General features: G+C 32.5%; 8 protein-coding genes. 2 read left to right on the plus strand and 6 right to left on the minus strand.

Translation table 11 applies throughout. The features are described 5' to 3' along the window. Positions 1-2: 2 nt before the first annotated feature. On the minus strand, positions 3-8,882 hold the full coding sequence (locus tag OZP08_RS16365) for a non-ribosomal peptide synthetase (protein ID WP_281322355.1): 8,880 nt from the start codon (positions 8,880-8,882) through the stop codon (positions 3-5). Positions 8,883-9,691: 809 nt separating this feature from the next. Here OZP08_RS16365 and OZP08_RS16370 point away from each other — a divergent pair. Then, entirely contained in the window at positions 9,692-10,366 is a 675-nt protein-coding gene (locus OZP08_RS16370) for a response regulator (RefSeq protein ID WP_281322356.1), read from the plus strand. A gap of 257 nt (positions 10,367-10,623) precedes the next feature. Here the strand turns inward: OZP08_RS16370 and OZP08_RS16375 are convergent, their stop codons facing one another. Further along, positions 10,624-12,084 (minus strand): Dyp-type peroxidase, encoded by a 1,461-nt coding sequence (locus OZP08_RS16375; RefSeq protein ID WP_268847176.1) that lies wholly within the window; start codon positions 12,082-12,084, stop codon positions 10,624-10,626. 74 nt (positions 12,085-12,158) lie between these two features. After that, positions 12,159-12,614 (minus strand): hypothetical protein, encoded by a 456-nt coding sequence (locus OZP08_RS16380; protein WP_268847177.1) that lies wholly within the window; start codon positions 12,612-12,614, stop codon positions 12,159-12,161. Positions 12,615-13,041: 427 nt separating this feature from the next. Here OZP08_RS16380 and OZP08_RS16385 point away from each other — a divergent pair, with 427 nt between their 5' ends. Beyond that, on the plus strand, positions 13,042-13,602 hold the full coding sequence (locus tag OZP08_RS16385; protein WP_268847178.1) for a 2'-5' RNA ligase family protein: 561 nt from the start codon (positions 13,042-13,044) through the stop codon (positions 13,600-13,602). Here OZP08_RS16385 and OZP08_RS16390 read toward each other — a convergent pair. The 3 genes from OZP08_RS16390 to OZP08_RS16400 all read right to left on the minus strand — a co-directional run bounded on the left by OZP08_RS16390 (position 13,599) and on the right by OZP08_RS16400 (position 17,588). Continuing rightward, positions 13,599-14,063: a response regulator gene (locus OZP08_RS16390; RefSeq protein WP_281322357.1), complete on the minus strand. Its 465-nt coding sequence runs from the start codon at positions 14,061-14,063 to the stop codon at positions 13,599-13,601. The genes OZP08_RS16385 and OZP08_RS16390 overlap by 4 nt on opposite strands. Continuing rightward, a complete protein-coding gene (locus tag OZP08_RS16395) occupies positions 14,053-15,477 on the minus strand; it encodes a sensor histidine kinase (protein ID WP_281322358.1) in 1,425 nt (474 codons plus the stop codon). Before OZP08_RS16395 ends, OZP08_RS16390 begins: the two co-directional genes overlap by 11 nt. A gap of 179 nt (positions 15,478-15,656) precedes the next feature. Further along, positions 15,657-17,588, minus strand: coding sequence for an OmpA family protein (locus OZP08_RS16400; protein WP_281322359.1), 1,932 nt, complete (start codon positions 17,586-17,588; stop codon positions 15,657-15,659). Between the last annotated feature and the right edge of the window lie 9 nt (positions 17,589-17,597).

A 17,597-nucleotide genomic window follows, 5' to 3' on the forward strand; every position in this document is an offset into this window, starting at 1 on the left:
TTTTATATTTCGAAAAATTTCATCTCTTCTTTTTCTTCTAAGTTGGTTTCAGCTGAATCTTTATTGATAAAGGCTGCAATATCTTTAATCGAATTAAATTCAAATAAATCCGAAATAACCATTTTATTAGGCCATAACAATTCAATCATTTTTTGCAATTTGATAAGCTGAAAAGAAGTACCTCCTAATTCAAAAAAGTTATCAGTAATTCCTACTTTATCAATTCCCAAAATATCCTGCCAGATTGTGGCTAGTTTTTCTTCTGTTTGATTTCCTGGCGACACATATTCAGCGCGAATAAGATCATCGCCTGCTATACTTGGCAATGCTTTCCTGTCGACTTTACCGCTCGAAGTCATAGGTAAAGTCTCCAGTTCTACATAAAAACTTGGCACCATATATTCTGGAAGTTTTCCTTGTAAATAAGTGCGTATCGCGGCTTTATCTACTACAACTCCTCTTTCTAAAAGATAATAAGCAACAAGTACTTTTTCTCCGTTTAATTCTTTTGGAGTTGCTACTACCTGCTGAATATCACCATAAGCCATAACTGCATTTTCTACCTCGCCTAGTTCAATCCTGTTCCCTCTTATTTTTACCTGATTGTCAATTCTTCCCATATAATGAATCGAACCGTCAGGTTTCCATTGAGCAATATCACCGGTGCGATATACTTGATAACCCACTCTAAACGGATCGGCTATAAAACGGTCTTGGGTAAGTTCCGGAAGGTTCAAATACCCTCTGGCAACTTGTATTCCTGAGATTAGTAATTCACCAGGTACACCTAAAGGCTGTAACCCAAGCGAATTATTAACGATATAGATACTCGTGTTGGCTATAGGTTTACCAATGCTTACACCTTCGTTTATAACATCTATTTCACTTAAATTTATGGCTGTTACGTCAATAGCTGCTTCTGTTGGGCCGTATAAATTGTGCAGTTTTGCTGTTCCGAATTTTTCCTTACATTCCTGCGCCATAAGTACTGGCAGTTCTTCACCACTGCACACAATATGTGACAAACTGTTACATTTTTCACTGTCTGTATCCAGAAGGAATATCCCTAACATTGAAGGCACAAAATGCACTATAGAAACTTGTTTTTTACTGATTATTTCCTGTAGATAATCAACATCTCTATGCCCTTCGGGTTTTGCAATGACAAGGGAACTTCCTGTAATAAAAGGAAGGATTAACTCCCAAACGGAAACGTCAAATGTATAAGGTGTTTTTTGAAGAAAAACTTCGTTCTCTCCAACTTCCAAGTAGGATCTCATCCACATAAGGCGATTGTACAAACCAGCATGATGATTTAATACGCCTTTTGGGTTTCCTGTAGATCCGGAAGTGTAAATACAATAAGCCAGATGATTCACTAAATCTCCACGCTCAATTGCTTTTGTACTGTACGAATCCTGATGTGACTTAAATTTCGTAAATTCCTGCTCATCAATATTTACTTTAAGCTTGCCATCAATTGTTATATAATCGACTCTTTCCTTCGGATAATTTACATCCATCGGGACATAAGCTCCTCCGGCTTTTAATATCCCAAAAATGGAAATTATCATTCGCTCACTTCTGTTGAGTATAATTCCAACTAAATCATCCGCTTCAATAGCATAATTTTTAGTCAGATAAGCTGCTAATTGATTGGATTGTTCATCTAACTCTTTATAAGTCAGTTTTGTTTCTTCAAATAGTATTGCAATATTATCGGGGGTTCTTGCTGCTTGTTCTTCAAACAAATCAAGAATCGTTTTACCTTTTGGGTATTCGATTGTTGTATTGTTAAGATCATAAAGTAAACTTTGTTTCTCCAGACTTGGCAAAACAGATTCACTTTTTAAAACAGCATCGGTAGAATTTACTAAAGTAGATAAAAAGTTATTGTAGTACTCTTGCAGTCGCGCTACTGTTAATCCGTATTTCAATGTTCTTTGCTGATTCCATGATACTTTTATGCCATTTGCAACTGGACGAATATTTAAATCCAGAAAAGTATTCGTTGCTTCAAAATTGAGATCGGCAAATCTAAATTCATTTACTTTTTCATCATTCTTCACATTAAGATCATTGTAAATGTGAAAATCGATATAATTAAAATGAGTATCAAAAAAAGGATTCTCTCCTTTTTTGTTTAATGAGAAACGGGTTTGCAATTCATTCAAGCTAATTCTTTCAAACTGTTTTTGACTGATTAGCAATTCATTAATTTTTTCAACAAATGACAACGCAGTTCCGTTTGTTTCCTTAATTCTAAAAGGAACTGTATTTAGGAAACAGCCTAATATTTTATCTGCATCTTCCTGCAAAGGCCTGCCGTTTGTTACCATACCTACTGTTATATCGCCCTCGTAGGTTAAGGTTTTTAAAGTATATAAATAAGCTGCAAAGGCAATTGTTTTTAAACTTAAACTATGAGTTTGGCTAAATTGTATTACCGAATCATAGAGTTCTCCGTCAATCGTAAAATCATGTCTTTTTGAAAAATTCTCCTCAGTAAAAATGTCCAGCTTTTTATACTCGCTTAAATTTTCTTTCCAAAAATCATTGTATTTATCACTCTTCTTGATACAATTTTGCTCAAAAACATAATCCTTATAGGTTAGTGCTAATTTTTCTGTGGCTATTTCTTCATTATCTAAAATAGAAAGATAAATGTTGTTCAATTCTGTCATTAATGAAGCCACACTCCATCCATCTAATATTGCATGATGGAATTGAAAAAGAAGGCTATACTCTGTTTCGGCAGTTTTATAAATTTTCATCCTCCACAAACCTGGTTCAGATGTAACAAAAGAATTTTGAGTTCTCTCATTAACCATAAAATCATTTATTTTAGAATAAATTTCCTCCTGATTATTTGCCGACAGATCTTCATAATCTAATTTGATATCTATTTTTTCATAAACAAGATGCACAGGTGTACTATACCTTTCAATATTATAGGCTGTTCTAAGTATTTCATGCTTATCGACTAAAACCGAAATAGCTTTAATAAATGATTCTTTGTCAAATTGTGAAGTTGGTAATGGAAAAACGAACTGATCGTGATATACTCCTTTACTTCGGGTTGCAATAGAACCAAAAAGCATCCCCAATTCTATATCACTCATAGGATAAATGGAAACAATTTTTTCTTTCGAAAATGGTGTAACAACATTCAAACCTTCTGAATCTTCACTATTGGTTTCATAAAGAAATTTTCTCTCTTCATAAAACTCATATGGATTAAATTCTTTTTCTAAATTTTCAAAATAGGCTTCAACTTCAGCTTTTATTGCATTTGGAATCTCATTTTCAGTTCGTTCCGTTTCTATAGATAACAACTTTTGTATAGTAGGCAATGCATAGATATCTGCTAATTTATAATTTAGACATAGGTCTTTATTAATTCTTCCTAGAATTCGTATAGCTCGTATTGAATCACCTCCCAATTCAAAAAAGTTATCGGTAATTCCTACTTTATCAATACCCAGAATATCCTGCCAGATTGTTGCCATTTTTTCTTCTGTCTGATTCTGTGGTGATACATATTCACCTCGAATAAGATCATCTCCTGTTATATTAGGCAACGCTTTTCTGTCTACTTTACCACTGGAAGTCATTGGTAAAGTTTCTAACTGTACATAAAAGCTTGGTACCATATAATCTGGAAGCTTTCCTTGCAAATAAGCACGTATTTCTGCTTTGTCTATTGCTATCTCTTTTTCTAAAAGATAATAAGCAACAAGAACTTTCTCTCCGTTTAGCTCTTTTGGGGTAGCCACCACTTGTTGAATGCCACCATATATCATGATGGCATTTTCTACCTCCCCTAATTCAATTCTATTACCTCTAATTTTTACTTGATTGTCAATTCTTCCCATATAACGAATGGAACCATCTGGTTGCCATTGTGCTATATCACCAGTGCGATAAACCTGGTAATCTTTCCTAAAAGGATCGGCTATAAAACGGTCTTTTGTAAGTTCCGGCAGGTTCAAATAACCCCTAGCCACTTGTATTCCAGATATTAATAATTCTCCTGTCACACCCAAAGGTTGTAATTCGAACGAATTATTAACGATATACATACTTGTGTTTGCTATAGGTTTACCTATGCTTACACCTTGCTGCATTACATCAACTTCGCTCAAGTTTATAGCTGTTACATCAATAGCAGCCTCTGTGGGACCATATAGATTGTGCAGTTGTGTTTTTGGGAATTTTTCTTTGCATTCTTGCGCCATAATTGCTGGCAACTCTTCGCCACTACATACAATATGCGACAAACAATTGCATTTTTCTTTGTCTACATCCAACAAGAATACGCCTAACATTGAAGGTACAAAATGGATTATTGTAACCTGTTTTTTATTGATTACTTCTTGCAAATAAGTAGCATCCTTATGTCCTTCCGGTTTTGCTATGACCAGAGAACTTCCCGTGATAAAAGGCAAGATTAACTCCCAAACTGAAACATCAAAAGTATATGGGGTTTTTTGAAGAAAAACTTCTTTCTCTCCAACCTCTAAATACGATTTCATCCATAACAATCGGTTATACAATCCTGCATGATGATTCAATACGCCTTTTGGGTTTCCTGTAGATCCGGAAGTATAAATGCAATAAGCTAAATGATTAACTAAATTGCCTATTTGAAGCGATGCTTTACTATAAGAATTTTGATGTGATTGGAATTTCTCAAATTCATTTTCATCAATACAAAGTTTCAGCTTGGCATCCTTTGTTATATAATCTATTCTTTCCTGAGGATAATTTACATCCATCGGGATATATGCTCCTCCCGATTTTAATATCCCAAAAATAGCAACCATCATACGCTCGCTCCTATCGAGTCTGATTCCAACTAAATCGTCTGGCTTTATGGCATAATTTTCAATCAAATAAGCTGCCAACTGATTGGATTGCTCATTTAATTCACTGTATGTTAATTCCTTTTCTTCAAATAATACTGCAATATTATTTGGAGTCTTGGCTACTTGCTCTTCGAATAAATCGATTATTGTTTTGTCTTTCGGATAAATTACTTCGGTGTCATTAAAATCAACTAATAGTTGTTGTTTTTCTTTATCGGTTAAGTAATTTACTTTTTGAATAAGACTTTCTGGATGCTCTAATGATTCTGTAAGCAGGTTTTCTAAATGAAGAAACATTCTTTCTATCAAATGTTCTTCGTAGATATCTGTATTATACTCAATTCTAAGGTCTAACCCTTCTTTTTCAACGAAAGTAAAACTGATGTCAAATTGAGAGGTTTTATTCTTAAACTCATAATCACTTACTTCAAGACTAATAAGTTCTTCGGTATTAAGATTATTTAACTGTCCTTGATTTTGCAACACCACCAATACATCAAATAAAGCTGAACGACTGGTATCTCTCTTTAAATTCAATTTTCCCACTAGCGCATCAAAAGGATAATTTTGATGGTCATAAGCATTTAATAAAGTTTCTTTTTGTGTGGCAACCAAATCCAAAAAGCTGCTTTCCTCTTTTAGTTGAGTTCGTATGGCAAGCGTATTCAAATACAGCCCCATTTGATTCTCTAAATCCGGATGTTCTCTTCCTGCTATTGGGGTTCCAACTATAATATCATTCTGACCTGAATATCTATGCAACAAGGCATTTATTCCTGCCATCAAGGTCATAAATAAAGTGACATCATGCTCTTTTGAAAATGCTCTTAACTTCTCTAAAAATGCATTTGAAAATTGATGAACCAGATTATTTCCGTTATACGTTTGCACTAACGGACGGGTTCTAAAACTTGGTAATTCTAATACTGGTAATTCTCCAGTAAACTGATTTAACCAATACTGTTCTGATGTTTTATATTTTTCTTCTTGTAATTCCTGATTAAGCCATACCGCATAATCTTTATACTGAATGCCTAATTCAGGTAAATTAGTTTTACCTCCTTGTGTTAATGCATTGTATGTTTTTACAACCTCAGCAATCAATAACTCTATTGACCATCCATCACCAATGATATGATGTAAGGATAAGAAAAATACATACTCATCTTGGCTTAACTTGATTAATGAAGCTCTTACAAGTGGCGCGTTTTCTAAATCAAAAGGTTGACTATTTTTATCCTGTAAATAATTAGCTATCTCATCTTTCTTGTTTTCAACTGAACTATAATCTTTCTCAGATATCTTAAAGTTTATTTGTTCAGCTGGTGTAATATATTGCTGAATTTCTCCTTCTGCATTCGTTTTAAAATAGGTTCTTAAAATCTCATGACGATGCATTAATAGTCTAAACGATTCTTCAAATTTTTGAGCATCAACCGTTCCTGTCAATTTAACCGTTGCCGGCATATTATAGGCTATAGAACCTCCGTCTAACTGGCTCAATATCCATAGCCTGTTTTGTGCTGCTGTTAACGGATAAGATGCTGCTACTGGAGCTTTAGGTATTGCCAAATAATCATTCTCCTGTAATTGTTTGGCTAATCCTTCTATGCTCGGGTTTGTGAAAAACACTTTAAAAGATACCGTTTTCCCTAATTGCTTATGGGTTCTATTAATTACTTGAGCAATAATTAAACTATGTCCTCCTAACTCAAAAAAGTTATCTGTTATCCCTATTCTTTCTATCCCTAATACTTCTTGCCATATGGCTACTAAGCTTTTTTCTACTTCATTTCTTGGAGCGACATACGCTCTTCTTATAATATCATCACCTGTGATACCTGGAAGCGTTTTTCTATCTATTTTTCCGTTTGGAGTTAATGGCAGTTTTTCTAATGCTACATAAAATCCTGGAACCATATAATCAGGTAGTCTGTTTTGCAGAAAATTTCGCAATTCAGATTTATCCACTTGTTTAGTAGCTACCAAATAAGCTACTAATACTTTCTCCTGGTTGTTTTCTTTTACCTCAACAACTACTTGTTTTAAATCTTCTGAAAACTGTGATATTGTATTTTCTATTTCTCCCAGCTCTATTCTGTACCCTCTTATCTTTACCTGATGGTCTTTTCTGCCCAAAAACTCAATATCTCCGTTTGCTAACCAACAGCCTAAATCACCTGTATCATACATACGCTCTCCTTCTTGAAAAGGATTAGCAACGAACTTTTCGGAAGTAAGTTCCGGCTTGTTTAAATATCCTCTGGCTACGCCTGATCCCGATACATATATTTTTCCTGCAACTCCTATTGGTAAAAGTTGTAATGCATCGTCTAATATGTAAATCTTAGTATTTGATATTGGTCTCCCAATTGGAATAACTGGCTTATCAAAATCATTTTTGGATACCTTATAAATCGACACACAAACGGCACATTCCGTAGGTCCATAGGCGTTATAATACTCAATTCCGGATTCTACAACTGCTATTGCTTTAGTTGGATTAGCAGATTCTCCAGCCGTAATGATACATCTCAATCCTGAAATATCTTTTTCGGACAATAATCCTAAATAACTTGGAGGAAAAGTGACTACTGATGCTTTTATTTCTTTTAAGAAACCTATAAATTGATCTTTGTCTTTTATTATTTCATCTGTTGGAATGCATAATGTAGCCCCACTATACAAACTCATCATAATCTCAGATATAGATGCATCAAAAGCTACTGAAGCAAACCATACAATCTTGTCATCATTGCTAATTCCAAATGATTCAATCTGATCCAAAGACATGTTTATATTACTCGTATGCTCTATCATTACCCCTTTTGGTTGCCCTGTAGAACCCGATGTATAAATCACATATGCTAAATCTTTAGGCGAAATAGACCTATTTATATTCTCACTACTATTTGCATCAATGTTTATTGTGCTTAGATCAATTGTCTCGCAATTATCTATATCTAATGCAGCACTGTCACAAATTATTAGTTTTAAACCACTGTCATTTATTAAATAATCAATTCTTTCTTGTGGATAATTGGTGTCTATGGGCAGATAAACTGCTCCTAACTTTAATATTGCCAATAACGAAACGATTCCAATATCTGATTTAGGTAAAAACACTCCAATTATGTCCCCTGTATTGATGGTATGTTGGGAAGAAATATAATTGGCTAACTGATTTGCTTTTTCGTTTAATATCGAATAGGTTAAATTCGATTCTCCAAATACAACTGCAACATTATTTGGTGTTTTTGCAACTTGTTCTTCAAATAAATCAACTATCGTTTTTTCTTTCGGATATGCTACAGCTGTATTATTAAAATCTACTAATAATTGATGCTTTTCTTTTTCAGATAGTAGCTCATAATCCGATAAGTTTGGTGTTATATTATTTTCTAAATTAACTATAAACTGTTTAAAATACTTAACCAAATACTCTACGATTCCTTTCTTTACAAAATCTTCTAAATAAGAAACGTGAATTTCTAAATCCTCATTCTCATTTATTCTTATATTAAGCAAAATACCATGACAATCTAAATTCCTTTCTGAATTGACCCCAATACTGTAATTTGACAGAGTGTTTAAATCATTAAAACTTATCTTTCCAGATAAATCATCATTGTTATAGTCTGAATATTTTAATGACTCTAAAATTTCATCTTTTACCTTTTGAAGATATTCTTTAAAAGATATATTTAAGTCTATAGGAAATGATTGGAGTAAAGAATTGCATTGATCTTTATAATCTGAAACGACATAACCGTCAAATTCATTAATCAGTTTTTTTAACAAAAAAGAATAAATAGCACTTATAACTGTAGCTTGAGCTATTAAATTACTATTTGTAAGCTTATTGAAATAGCTTAGTTCATCGGCCTTAATAGTAACACATGAAAGATTATTTTGTCTATCCTGTAGCCCAATAACCCTCTCCCTGTTTAGTACTTTTTTCTTCCAATATTTTGAAACTAAACTAAAATTATTTGTCACTTCACTCTTATCCATAAATTCCAAATTCGTATTTCTTGTTTACAATCGTATTCTATTGAATTATTTTATTTAATAACCGCTTAAATGATTCCGCATGGTCTATCATTTATACCTTATCCATTAACTATAAAGTCTAAATTTTCCTTCAAAATGTTAATTTTTAATATTTGCTTATAAATTTCGCACGAAAATAGTAGCAACATTCTTCAAAAAATTACGGTTTTTTAATTGAAAAATTACGGTCTCACATATATAGCATAAAAACCACTGATTATTAATTAAATAACCCTACAAATAAGCACTTTGAACAGCTATTTTAACTTTAAGTTAATGAAAAAATAATACAGAAAAAACTTACTAAATAAGCATTTGGAGTGGTACTGTTTTGGCTCCTTGCATGTTTAAAATCTTAAGATAAATAGGCTGTAAAAGTTGCACGTTTTTTATGTTTTTTTTCTACCTCGAATTGATTGGAAAATCATATTAACCACAAAAAATGGTAGTGGAAAAGTTGAATATTTCAGATCAAACTGCCAGTAAAACAAAGGGCTTGATTGGAAAATTTGGAAATAAAACATACATCGAAAATGCTATTCCAAAAAAAAATTATTACTGGTTTCATCTTAAAAAAAATTCAGTAGTGATTAGGTAAACATCTCTATAAATTATATCGAAATTGAAATATGACTTGAAGTGTAAAATTTGATTTTCTTAAAAAAAAATAGTTTTAATTTCATTTAGTGTAAAAAAAACCACTAAGATTCATTATAATTGTACGATATAACCGTAATATTTAATTAGTATTGTATGAAATTGGACAAAAAATGGATATAAATCTTAATATATTAATAGTCGATGATCACCCAATGACAGTTGATAGTTATATTAACCTATTATCTGGGATCAATTTTCAAAAAAAAGCACCAAACTTCATAAAATGTTATAATTGTGAAGATGCTTATAACAAAATAAAATTTTTACTAAGACAAAACACAAAAATTGATTTGGCTATATTAGATGTTAGTCTCCCTCCTTATAGTGGACTTAATATTAATAATGGCATTGATTTGGCTTTGCTCATTAGAGAAAAACTGGCAAATTGCAAAATAGTCCTTCTTACAATGCATAGTAAACCCTTAACGGTAGACAAAATCATTAAAGGGATACAACCTGAAGGATTCATCTCAAAAAGTGATATTAACTTTGAGTTATTTCCAGTTATTTGTAGAAAGATTCTTGAAGGTGAAATATTCCGAAGCAATACTATAATAGATTCTCAAAGAGAATTATTTAAAAGAAACATAAACTGGGATAATCATGACTGTCAAATTTTGAGCTTAATTTCTCAAGGAATTAAAACAGTTAATCTTCCCAACTACATCCCTCTTTCTATGAGTGCTATAGAAAAAAGAAAAGCAAACATAAAAGATCAGCTTTTAAAAGGAAAAGGCAGTGATAAAGATCTAATTGATAAAGCTCAAAATTTAGGGTTATTGTAAATCCCAAAAATCAATTCAACTATTAATTAATGCTTATACAAATACATTATAAATTCTAGGTTATCTAAAAACATTAATATGAGTATGAGGTATTCGACTGTTGCCTTATTCATTCACAAAAAAATGGGACAAGTACTAAAAGACTGCTTGTCCCATTTTTTATTTTTCTATTTTTTTGAAAGTAATGGTATACGTCTCAATACTTCATTGATTCTTCTCCTAATTTTCTCCTCTGTCAGATTTACTAAATACTTTATTTAAGCAACACCATTTGCTATTTCGTTAAGTGATGAAATAGATGGCAATAAACAGTAAGCTGTTCCTTGGGTAACCACAAATTGAGGTAATGGTCCGGTAATAACTATGTTTGTACCATCTGGCATGGGTATAGTAAAGTCTGGATCAACATTGCCTGGCAGAGGGCAAATGCGATTGGCTATTAATGGATCCTGTGGTGTATTATTTGCGGGATCAAAGACTGGGCTAAAATTGTTCATGTTAATCCATCCATAAATAGTTTCAAACTGAGAGTTTAAATCGCCACAAAGAAACAAACCTATGAGACCTCGATTGGCATTTGGATCAATAGCCATTGGTGCTCCATAAGCCATTCCGCGTCTTAGAATACGTGGTACTAGGGTTGAACCTGCAACATCTACACCTTCATCTCTTGGGTTTGAAACCCTTGTGTGTGCAGAAAAAGGACATTTCATCCCTTTCATATCATCATTGGCTTTATACCCAAAATCAGTACTTTTAGACGTACTTTGTTCAGGTGCATTTGGTGAAAGCACCAGTGGCGAACCATTACGCCAACGTCCGCATAATTTAGCGGCAAGCCATTCGACTGTATATTCTTTGGTCATTTTTATTTGTGGAGCTATTAGCTCTGCCTTTTCTTCTAAAAAGGCATTAAATGTTTTTGTGTCCTGATGAAGGATTCTTAATGCATTATAACAACCATTTTTAGCAAACTTAGCCTCTGGGCCAGAAAGCGGACCCGGTATAGGATTTGGAAGCGTGCTGTATCCTATAAGAAAATTGTTGAGGTCTTGTTCATCTGTTCCTGCAGGATTATTGTTAAGATCAGGATTATCAATTGAATCCCTGTATCTGAAATGAACATAATCATCCGGAATTAAAGGATATTGTTCTAATCTACCACTTTTAGGCTGATTAAGCCCTCCATCATTTGGTTGAAAAGGTTTTAACTCGGTTACCTTCCCATCACTTCTCTGGGCTGCAGCTGTTATAATCTCAACTATTTTTTCTTGTGCCCCTGGGTTCATTGCATAAGCATGAACAACACAATGCAGATCTTTGTTTTGAAAATTATTATACCACCATTTATCAGGAGAACCATCACCATAATCGCCTAAGGATTGTTGTGCATTGTTTTTATCCCAAGGTCCTTTTTTGAAAGTCGCGGAGAAACTTGAAGATGGAATATTCAATTCGGGTTTTACAATTGCAATTCCATTAGCTGTAAGACCAATGTTAAGCATATATTCGGGTTTTAAAGCTCCCCAGTCTTCTGCATTCTGAAGATATGGAAGTAAATCTTTAAAAAAGCCCCTGATATTGTTTATAGCTGATGAATCTTGGCTGAAATTAAATAGCATATGTACTGAACATGGATGTGTATAACCACGAATGATAAGCCCTTGTATGTCATGCAATTCAGGTTCAATTACAGGAGGAAGTTGTGAGTTAGTCATGAAATTAAATTTAAATTATAAAAAAACAGTTGGGCTTGTTAACCCAACTGAAATTGTTTCTTTTTACTATTCTCTTATGAGTTAGAAAATTTAGCTACAATCTGTTTTACCGATTGAGGATATGCATAATAAAGATCACTAGACTGGCTAAGATTACTTTCGTTTATGAAATTAGAGAAGATAGTATAAGTGATTTTCGACGGATCCGTTGGAAAGTCAGCAGGTCTGTTTACCCATAATTGAATAATGGCAACAAATGCTGCTCTAATTGTATCCGAATTATTATAGAAAGCCTCCAAATATGAGTTCATATTTCCGTCAAACTCGGTTATTACTAATATACCAGCTATACCTACTCCGTTAGTATTAGGCACAAGGGCAACTCTTGCATAATGAACAATTGCCATTTTATCTAAAGAAGCCTTAGTTGTCGGATTGTTAAAAGACTGATAAATTGAATTTGCTGCGTTCTGTGCTTCTGTAGTTTGATAGATTGGCACATACATAGTTAATGGGTTTACGGTTTGCATAATAAGATGTTGTTTAATGTTTGCCTACTCTTTGATTCCGTTTTCAGCTTCTCCGGATATTAATTTTGTTGTTCTTTATCGTATTACTGTATATTTTCATGACTTTTGCTTAAAAAATTGAAGGCATAATCTTCCTCATTTCACTTAGCCCTTTCCTAAAATAAGTTTTACTCACATTATTTTTGCTTTAAATCTAAATTACAGGAGATGCAAAACCATTTATAAAAAAAAGGCATAAGACAGGAATTCTTACACATGAGAGAGTTTATAAGTAGGATAAAATTTTTGGGAAGTTATTTGCTTAGTCGATTAGCTACACTCTTTGAATTATGATTCAAAAAAGTAGCAGTCATAAATAACAAAGCGATTCTCAATAGCGTTGATAATAACTAAATCTTTATTTTTACCATATTAAAAAATAGTACCTATGGAAAAATTGTATTCTCTTGTCATTCATCCTCCCGAAACTATCCTTACTTTGGTTAAGTCTATGAAAGAAGAGTTGGCCTCTAAAGTGGGCTGGTTTCACAGTAAAAATTCTGTAGGGCATATTACCATCTGCGAATTCAGAGCGACAGATGCTGCTATTGAAACAATAAAGAATCAAATAAGTAGATTATGTGATACTTTAACTCCTGTTGAAGTATACTTAAATGAATTAGGAAGTTTTCCCAATGGTGCTTTTTTTATAGCACCAGACAGCGATTCTAAAAGCAACCTGAAGTATATTATGAAGCAATTTCATAAATCACTTCGTATTCAGAATATGCTTAAAAGTGATAATCCGCATCTGTCGATTGCCAGAAAACTAAGCCCAGAGAATCTGGCACAAGCAAATCATTTATTCACCAGTATTGATCTAAATTTTGTTTGTGACAGTGTTGTTTTAAGAAAGTTTGACGAAAATATAAAACAGTTTTTTGTAACTGATACTTTCGATTTTAAAGATAACCCACAACCTAAACCAATTCAGGGAACACTTTTTTAGTCATTCTTTTGAATATCTATGTTATAGTTGGTTTCGGATTTTTTTTGAAAATTGGCATATATTCTTTTACCAAACTCTTCGACACATAATGGCTTACTTAAAAAATCTGTGACATAGGGATTGTCTTTAAGACGTTTGATTTCATCGGTATCTAATGAAGAGGAAAGCATGAAAATTTGAGTTTCTCTTTTTAGTTCGTCTTCTAACATTTCATACTCCAATAAAAATTGGGCTCCGTTCATAATTGGCATTTGGATATCTAATAAAATAATTAAACTTTCTTTAATTTTTTCTCTGTTATCACATATCCATTGAATTCCTTCTTCTCCATTATTGACTATATTTATTTCGGTTATATCAAGCCTTTTTTTGAATAACCTAGTCATAACAAACTGGTCAACTTCGTTATCTTCTACTACCAAAAATGCGTACTTAATTTCCGTACAAAGATTAGTTTCCATATAAATTAGGTATTGTTACTATAAACTTACTCCCCACTTTGCTCTCAGAATATACCATAATATTTCCGTTAATTTTTTCCAAAGTTTCTTTTACGATATAAAGCCCCAAACCTGAACCTTTATTACTATTAATTACAAAAAACATATTAAAAATATGATCTTTATATTCTTCCTGGATTCCAATCCCGTTATCTGTGATTTCAATTTTATGAAACGACCCTGAATTATAGGTTTTAATTGATATTAGCATTTCATTTTTGCTTTCATCAACATATTTTATGGCATTTGAAAGCAAATTATTCAAAATGATTCTTAACCTTAATCGATCACTTTGTACTTCATCTACAAGTACATCTTTCGTAATTGTAATTTTATTTGCATTTATATTGTTATTATGCTGATAAATTGCATCATCTATAAGCTCGTTTAAACTCACTGGCTTTACAACAATTTCTATTCTCTTATTTTTTGAGTAATCGATTATATCATTTATAAACTGGTCTTGCTTATTAAGACTTTTACACATTAGCATCAAATAATAATTGATCTGCTCTAAGTCATCTTCCAGTTTTGTTAATTCAATTAAGCCTTTAAGGGAGGTAATAGGTGATCTTAAATCATGTGAAACGCTATAGACAAAATTGTCAAGCTCGCTATTGAGTATAATCAAATTTTCGTTTTTAATCTCAATTTCTTTTTTTGATGCAATAAGCCTTTTGACCATTATAGAATAATAATAGCTCACACTACTTATGATAATCAATATAAAAAAAACATTTATAATGATTAATACCCCTTTAATCATATGTGTTCCTTCCCCTAGTGTGTTAGAGAAATTGCGTTCATTTATCGTTAATTTATTACTGAGAATACTAATCTCCAAAAGCATTTTTTCTCTGATTCCAGAGTTCAACTTTGAAGCTCTTACCTGATGATCGATCTCTTTTCCGAACCAATATAGCTGATTGATCAAATTATCTGCTTGCTCCCATTCCTTAATAGCTTTTGCCATAAAAGAAATGCTTTTAAAATTTCTGAACAGCCATATAACATCATCTAAATCTTCTTCTTTATTGCGACCTGCTAAAAACCCTTTTCTAATAACAGCTTCATCATCGTAATTCAAAAGAGCAACTCGTGCAATACCATCACCCTGAGGAACTTTTAATTCTTCATTATATAATTCCCATTCTCTTTGGTCTTGTGTGTAAATATAAATTATGAGGTGCCGAACCGCGTCTTTCTGTGCTTTTGAATAATGGGATTCTCCATTTACATAAGCCCTACTTGCTGATAAGATTTTAATTGTATAAAAATTAATAACTATTAACAAAGTACAAGATAGAAATACAATTATTAAAAGAACAAAAAGATTGGAAGACCTTAACTTCTTAAAAAAAATGAATCTAGACATACTTTTTAATTTAGAATGTAAATAAAAAAAGATCAATAAATTTTCTTACTAACTGTGACTTCACATTTTTACCAATACTATTAATTTGCATTTTTTAATTAAAAGATTAGAAATGAGCTCCTTTACAGAAGCTGATTATTTAGAATAATAAAATTTTAATTATTAATAAACCCGCTTAACTACTTTACTATAATAAATTCGCTTCTTCTATTGACTTGATGTTCTGCTTCTGTACATTTTACACCATCAGCACATTTATTCAGTAATTGAGATTCTCCATATCCTTTTGCTGTTAAGCGCTTTCTATCAATACCATTTTTTATCAACCATTCCATAGTTGATTTTGCTCTTCTTTCTGATAATTTTTTATTGTAATCACTACTTTGTCGGCTATCTGTGTGCGAACGGATATCAACTTTTATGTTTGGATTTTGTTCCATCACATCAAAAACTTTAGACAACTCTAGGGCTGCATCCGGTCTGATATAGGATTTATTCAAATCAAATAAAATCGTTTTTAGTTCTAATACTTTTGCTAAATCATCACCTACTTTCAATTCCCTAACGGATTTATCTAACATCAAGGGTACAAATGTTGTTCCTGATTCATTAGCGATAACTACTGGTACTTCAATGCTATTATAATCTGCTTTTTCTGTCTTGATATAATACTTTTCATTGCATCCCACCGGACCTAAATCAAATTTCCCGTCACTTCCTGCAATAACTACTTTCAACATTTTATAGTCGCTGTCAAACAAAGTTACTTTCGCTCCTTCAAGTGGCTCTCCCAATGCTTTATCTGTAACTTTACCTCCTAAAAATTGCTCGCATGGATATTGAATTTTTTTAAGCTCCTTAAACTTATAAATATCATCACCTCCTAAACCTCCATCTCTATTAGAAGTAAAATAGCCAAGCTTAGTAGTCGTGTTTATCAGGAAACCAAAATCATCTTTTGAGCTATTCAGTGTTTCACCAACATTTAGTACTTTTTTATACCATTTATCTGTTTCTACTTTATAAACAAACACATCCAGCCCTCCTAATCCCGGATGTCCATCTGAAGCAAAATAAAGTTCATTGTCTTCACTAATGAATGGGAATGTTTCCCTTCCCTCAGTGTTTATAATATCACCGAGATTTTCCGGTGTTCCAAAACTGCCATCAAAATTAATGGCTACTTTAAAGATATCCGATTGTCCTAATGTTCCTGGCATATCGGATGCAAAATATAAATATTTCTCATCAGGACTTAAAGCCGGATGTGCCACACTATAATCATTACTGTTAAACGGTAATTCCGTTATATTTTCCCAAGCTCCTTTTTTGAGTGTTGCCCGATATATTTTCAACAATATCGCTTTATCTTTTCCTTTTTGATCTAAATAATTATTTCTCGTAAAATAAACGGTTTCCCCATCTTTAGTAAATACGGCTGTCGATGCATTGTATTTAGAATTAATATTTCCGGAAACACGTTCTACACCAGAAAGTGTCCCATCTGCACTTTTACTAACCATATAAAGATTTGTATACCCTTCGCCTGTCCAAGGAGATTTTTTTTCATATACTTTATCTTTCATTCTAGCTGATGTAAAAACTAATTTATCTCCAAAAAAAGAACTTCCAAAATCTGAATATTCAGTATTAATTCCCGCATTTTCTATACTATATCTACCTGAATTCTTTTTTATTATTGCCAAATAATCTTTTTGTTCTACCGCTAATTTTGCTCTGCGATCATTGCCATTCATTTGACTGAACTTTGCCATCATTTCATCAGCCTTACTGTACTTTTTTATTGCTTTTAATGATTGGGCATAACGATAATAATATTCTGGGGATAAATCCTTCTTTATTGCATATAGCTCTCCATACCATTTGGCAGCATTTTGCAAATCGGCCTTAAAATAATAGGAGTTGGCTAATTTTTCTAGCAAATCAGCCGATTTATACCCTTTATAAAACATTCGCTCATAGGTCTTTATAGCGTCAAAATAGGCAAATTGATCGTAACTTTTATCAGCTTTAACCAGACTTGATTTTTGCGAATAGGCACTCATCGTACTAACAATGAACACTATGAAATATGTAATTCTTTTTTTCATGATCGTCTA

The organism is Flavobacterium aestivum (assembly GCF_026870175.2).
In the GTDB taxonomy this organism is placed as follows: domain Bacteria; phylum Bacteroidota; class Bacteroidia; order Flavobacteriales; family Flavobacteriaceae; genus Flavobacterium; species Flavobacterium aestivum.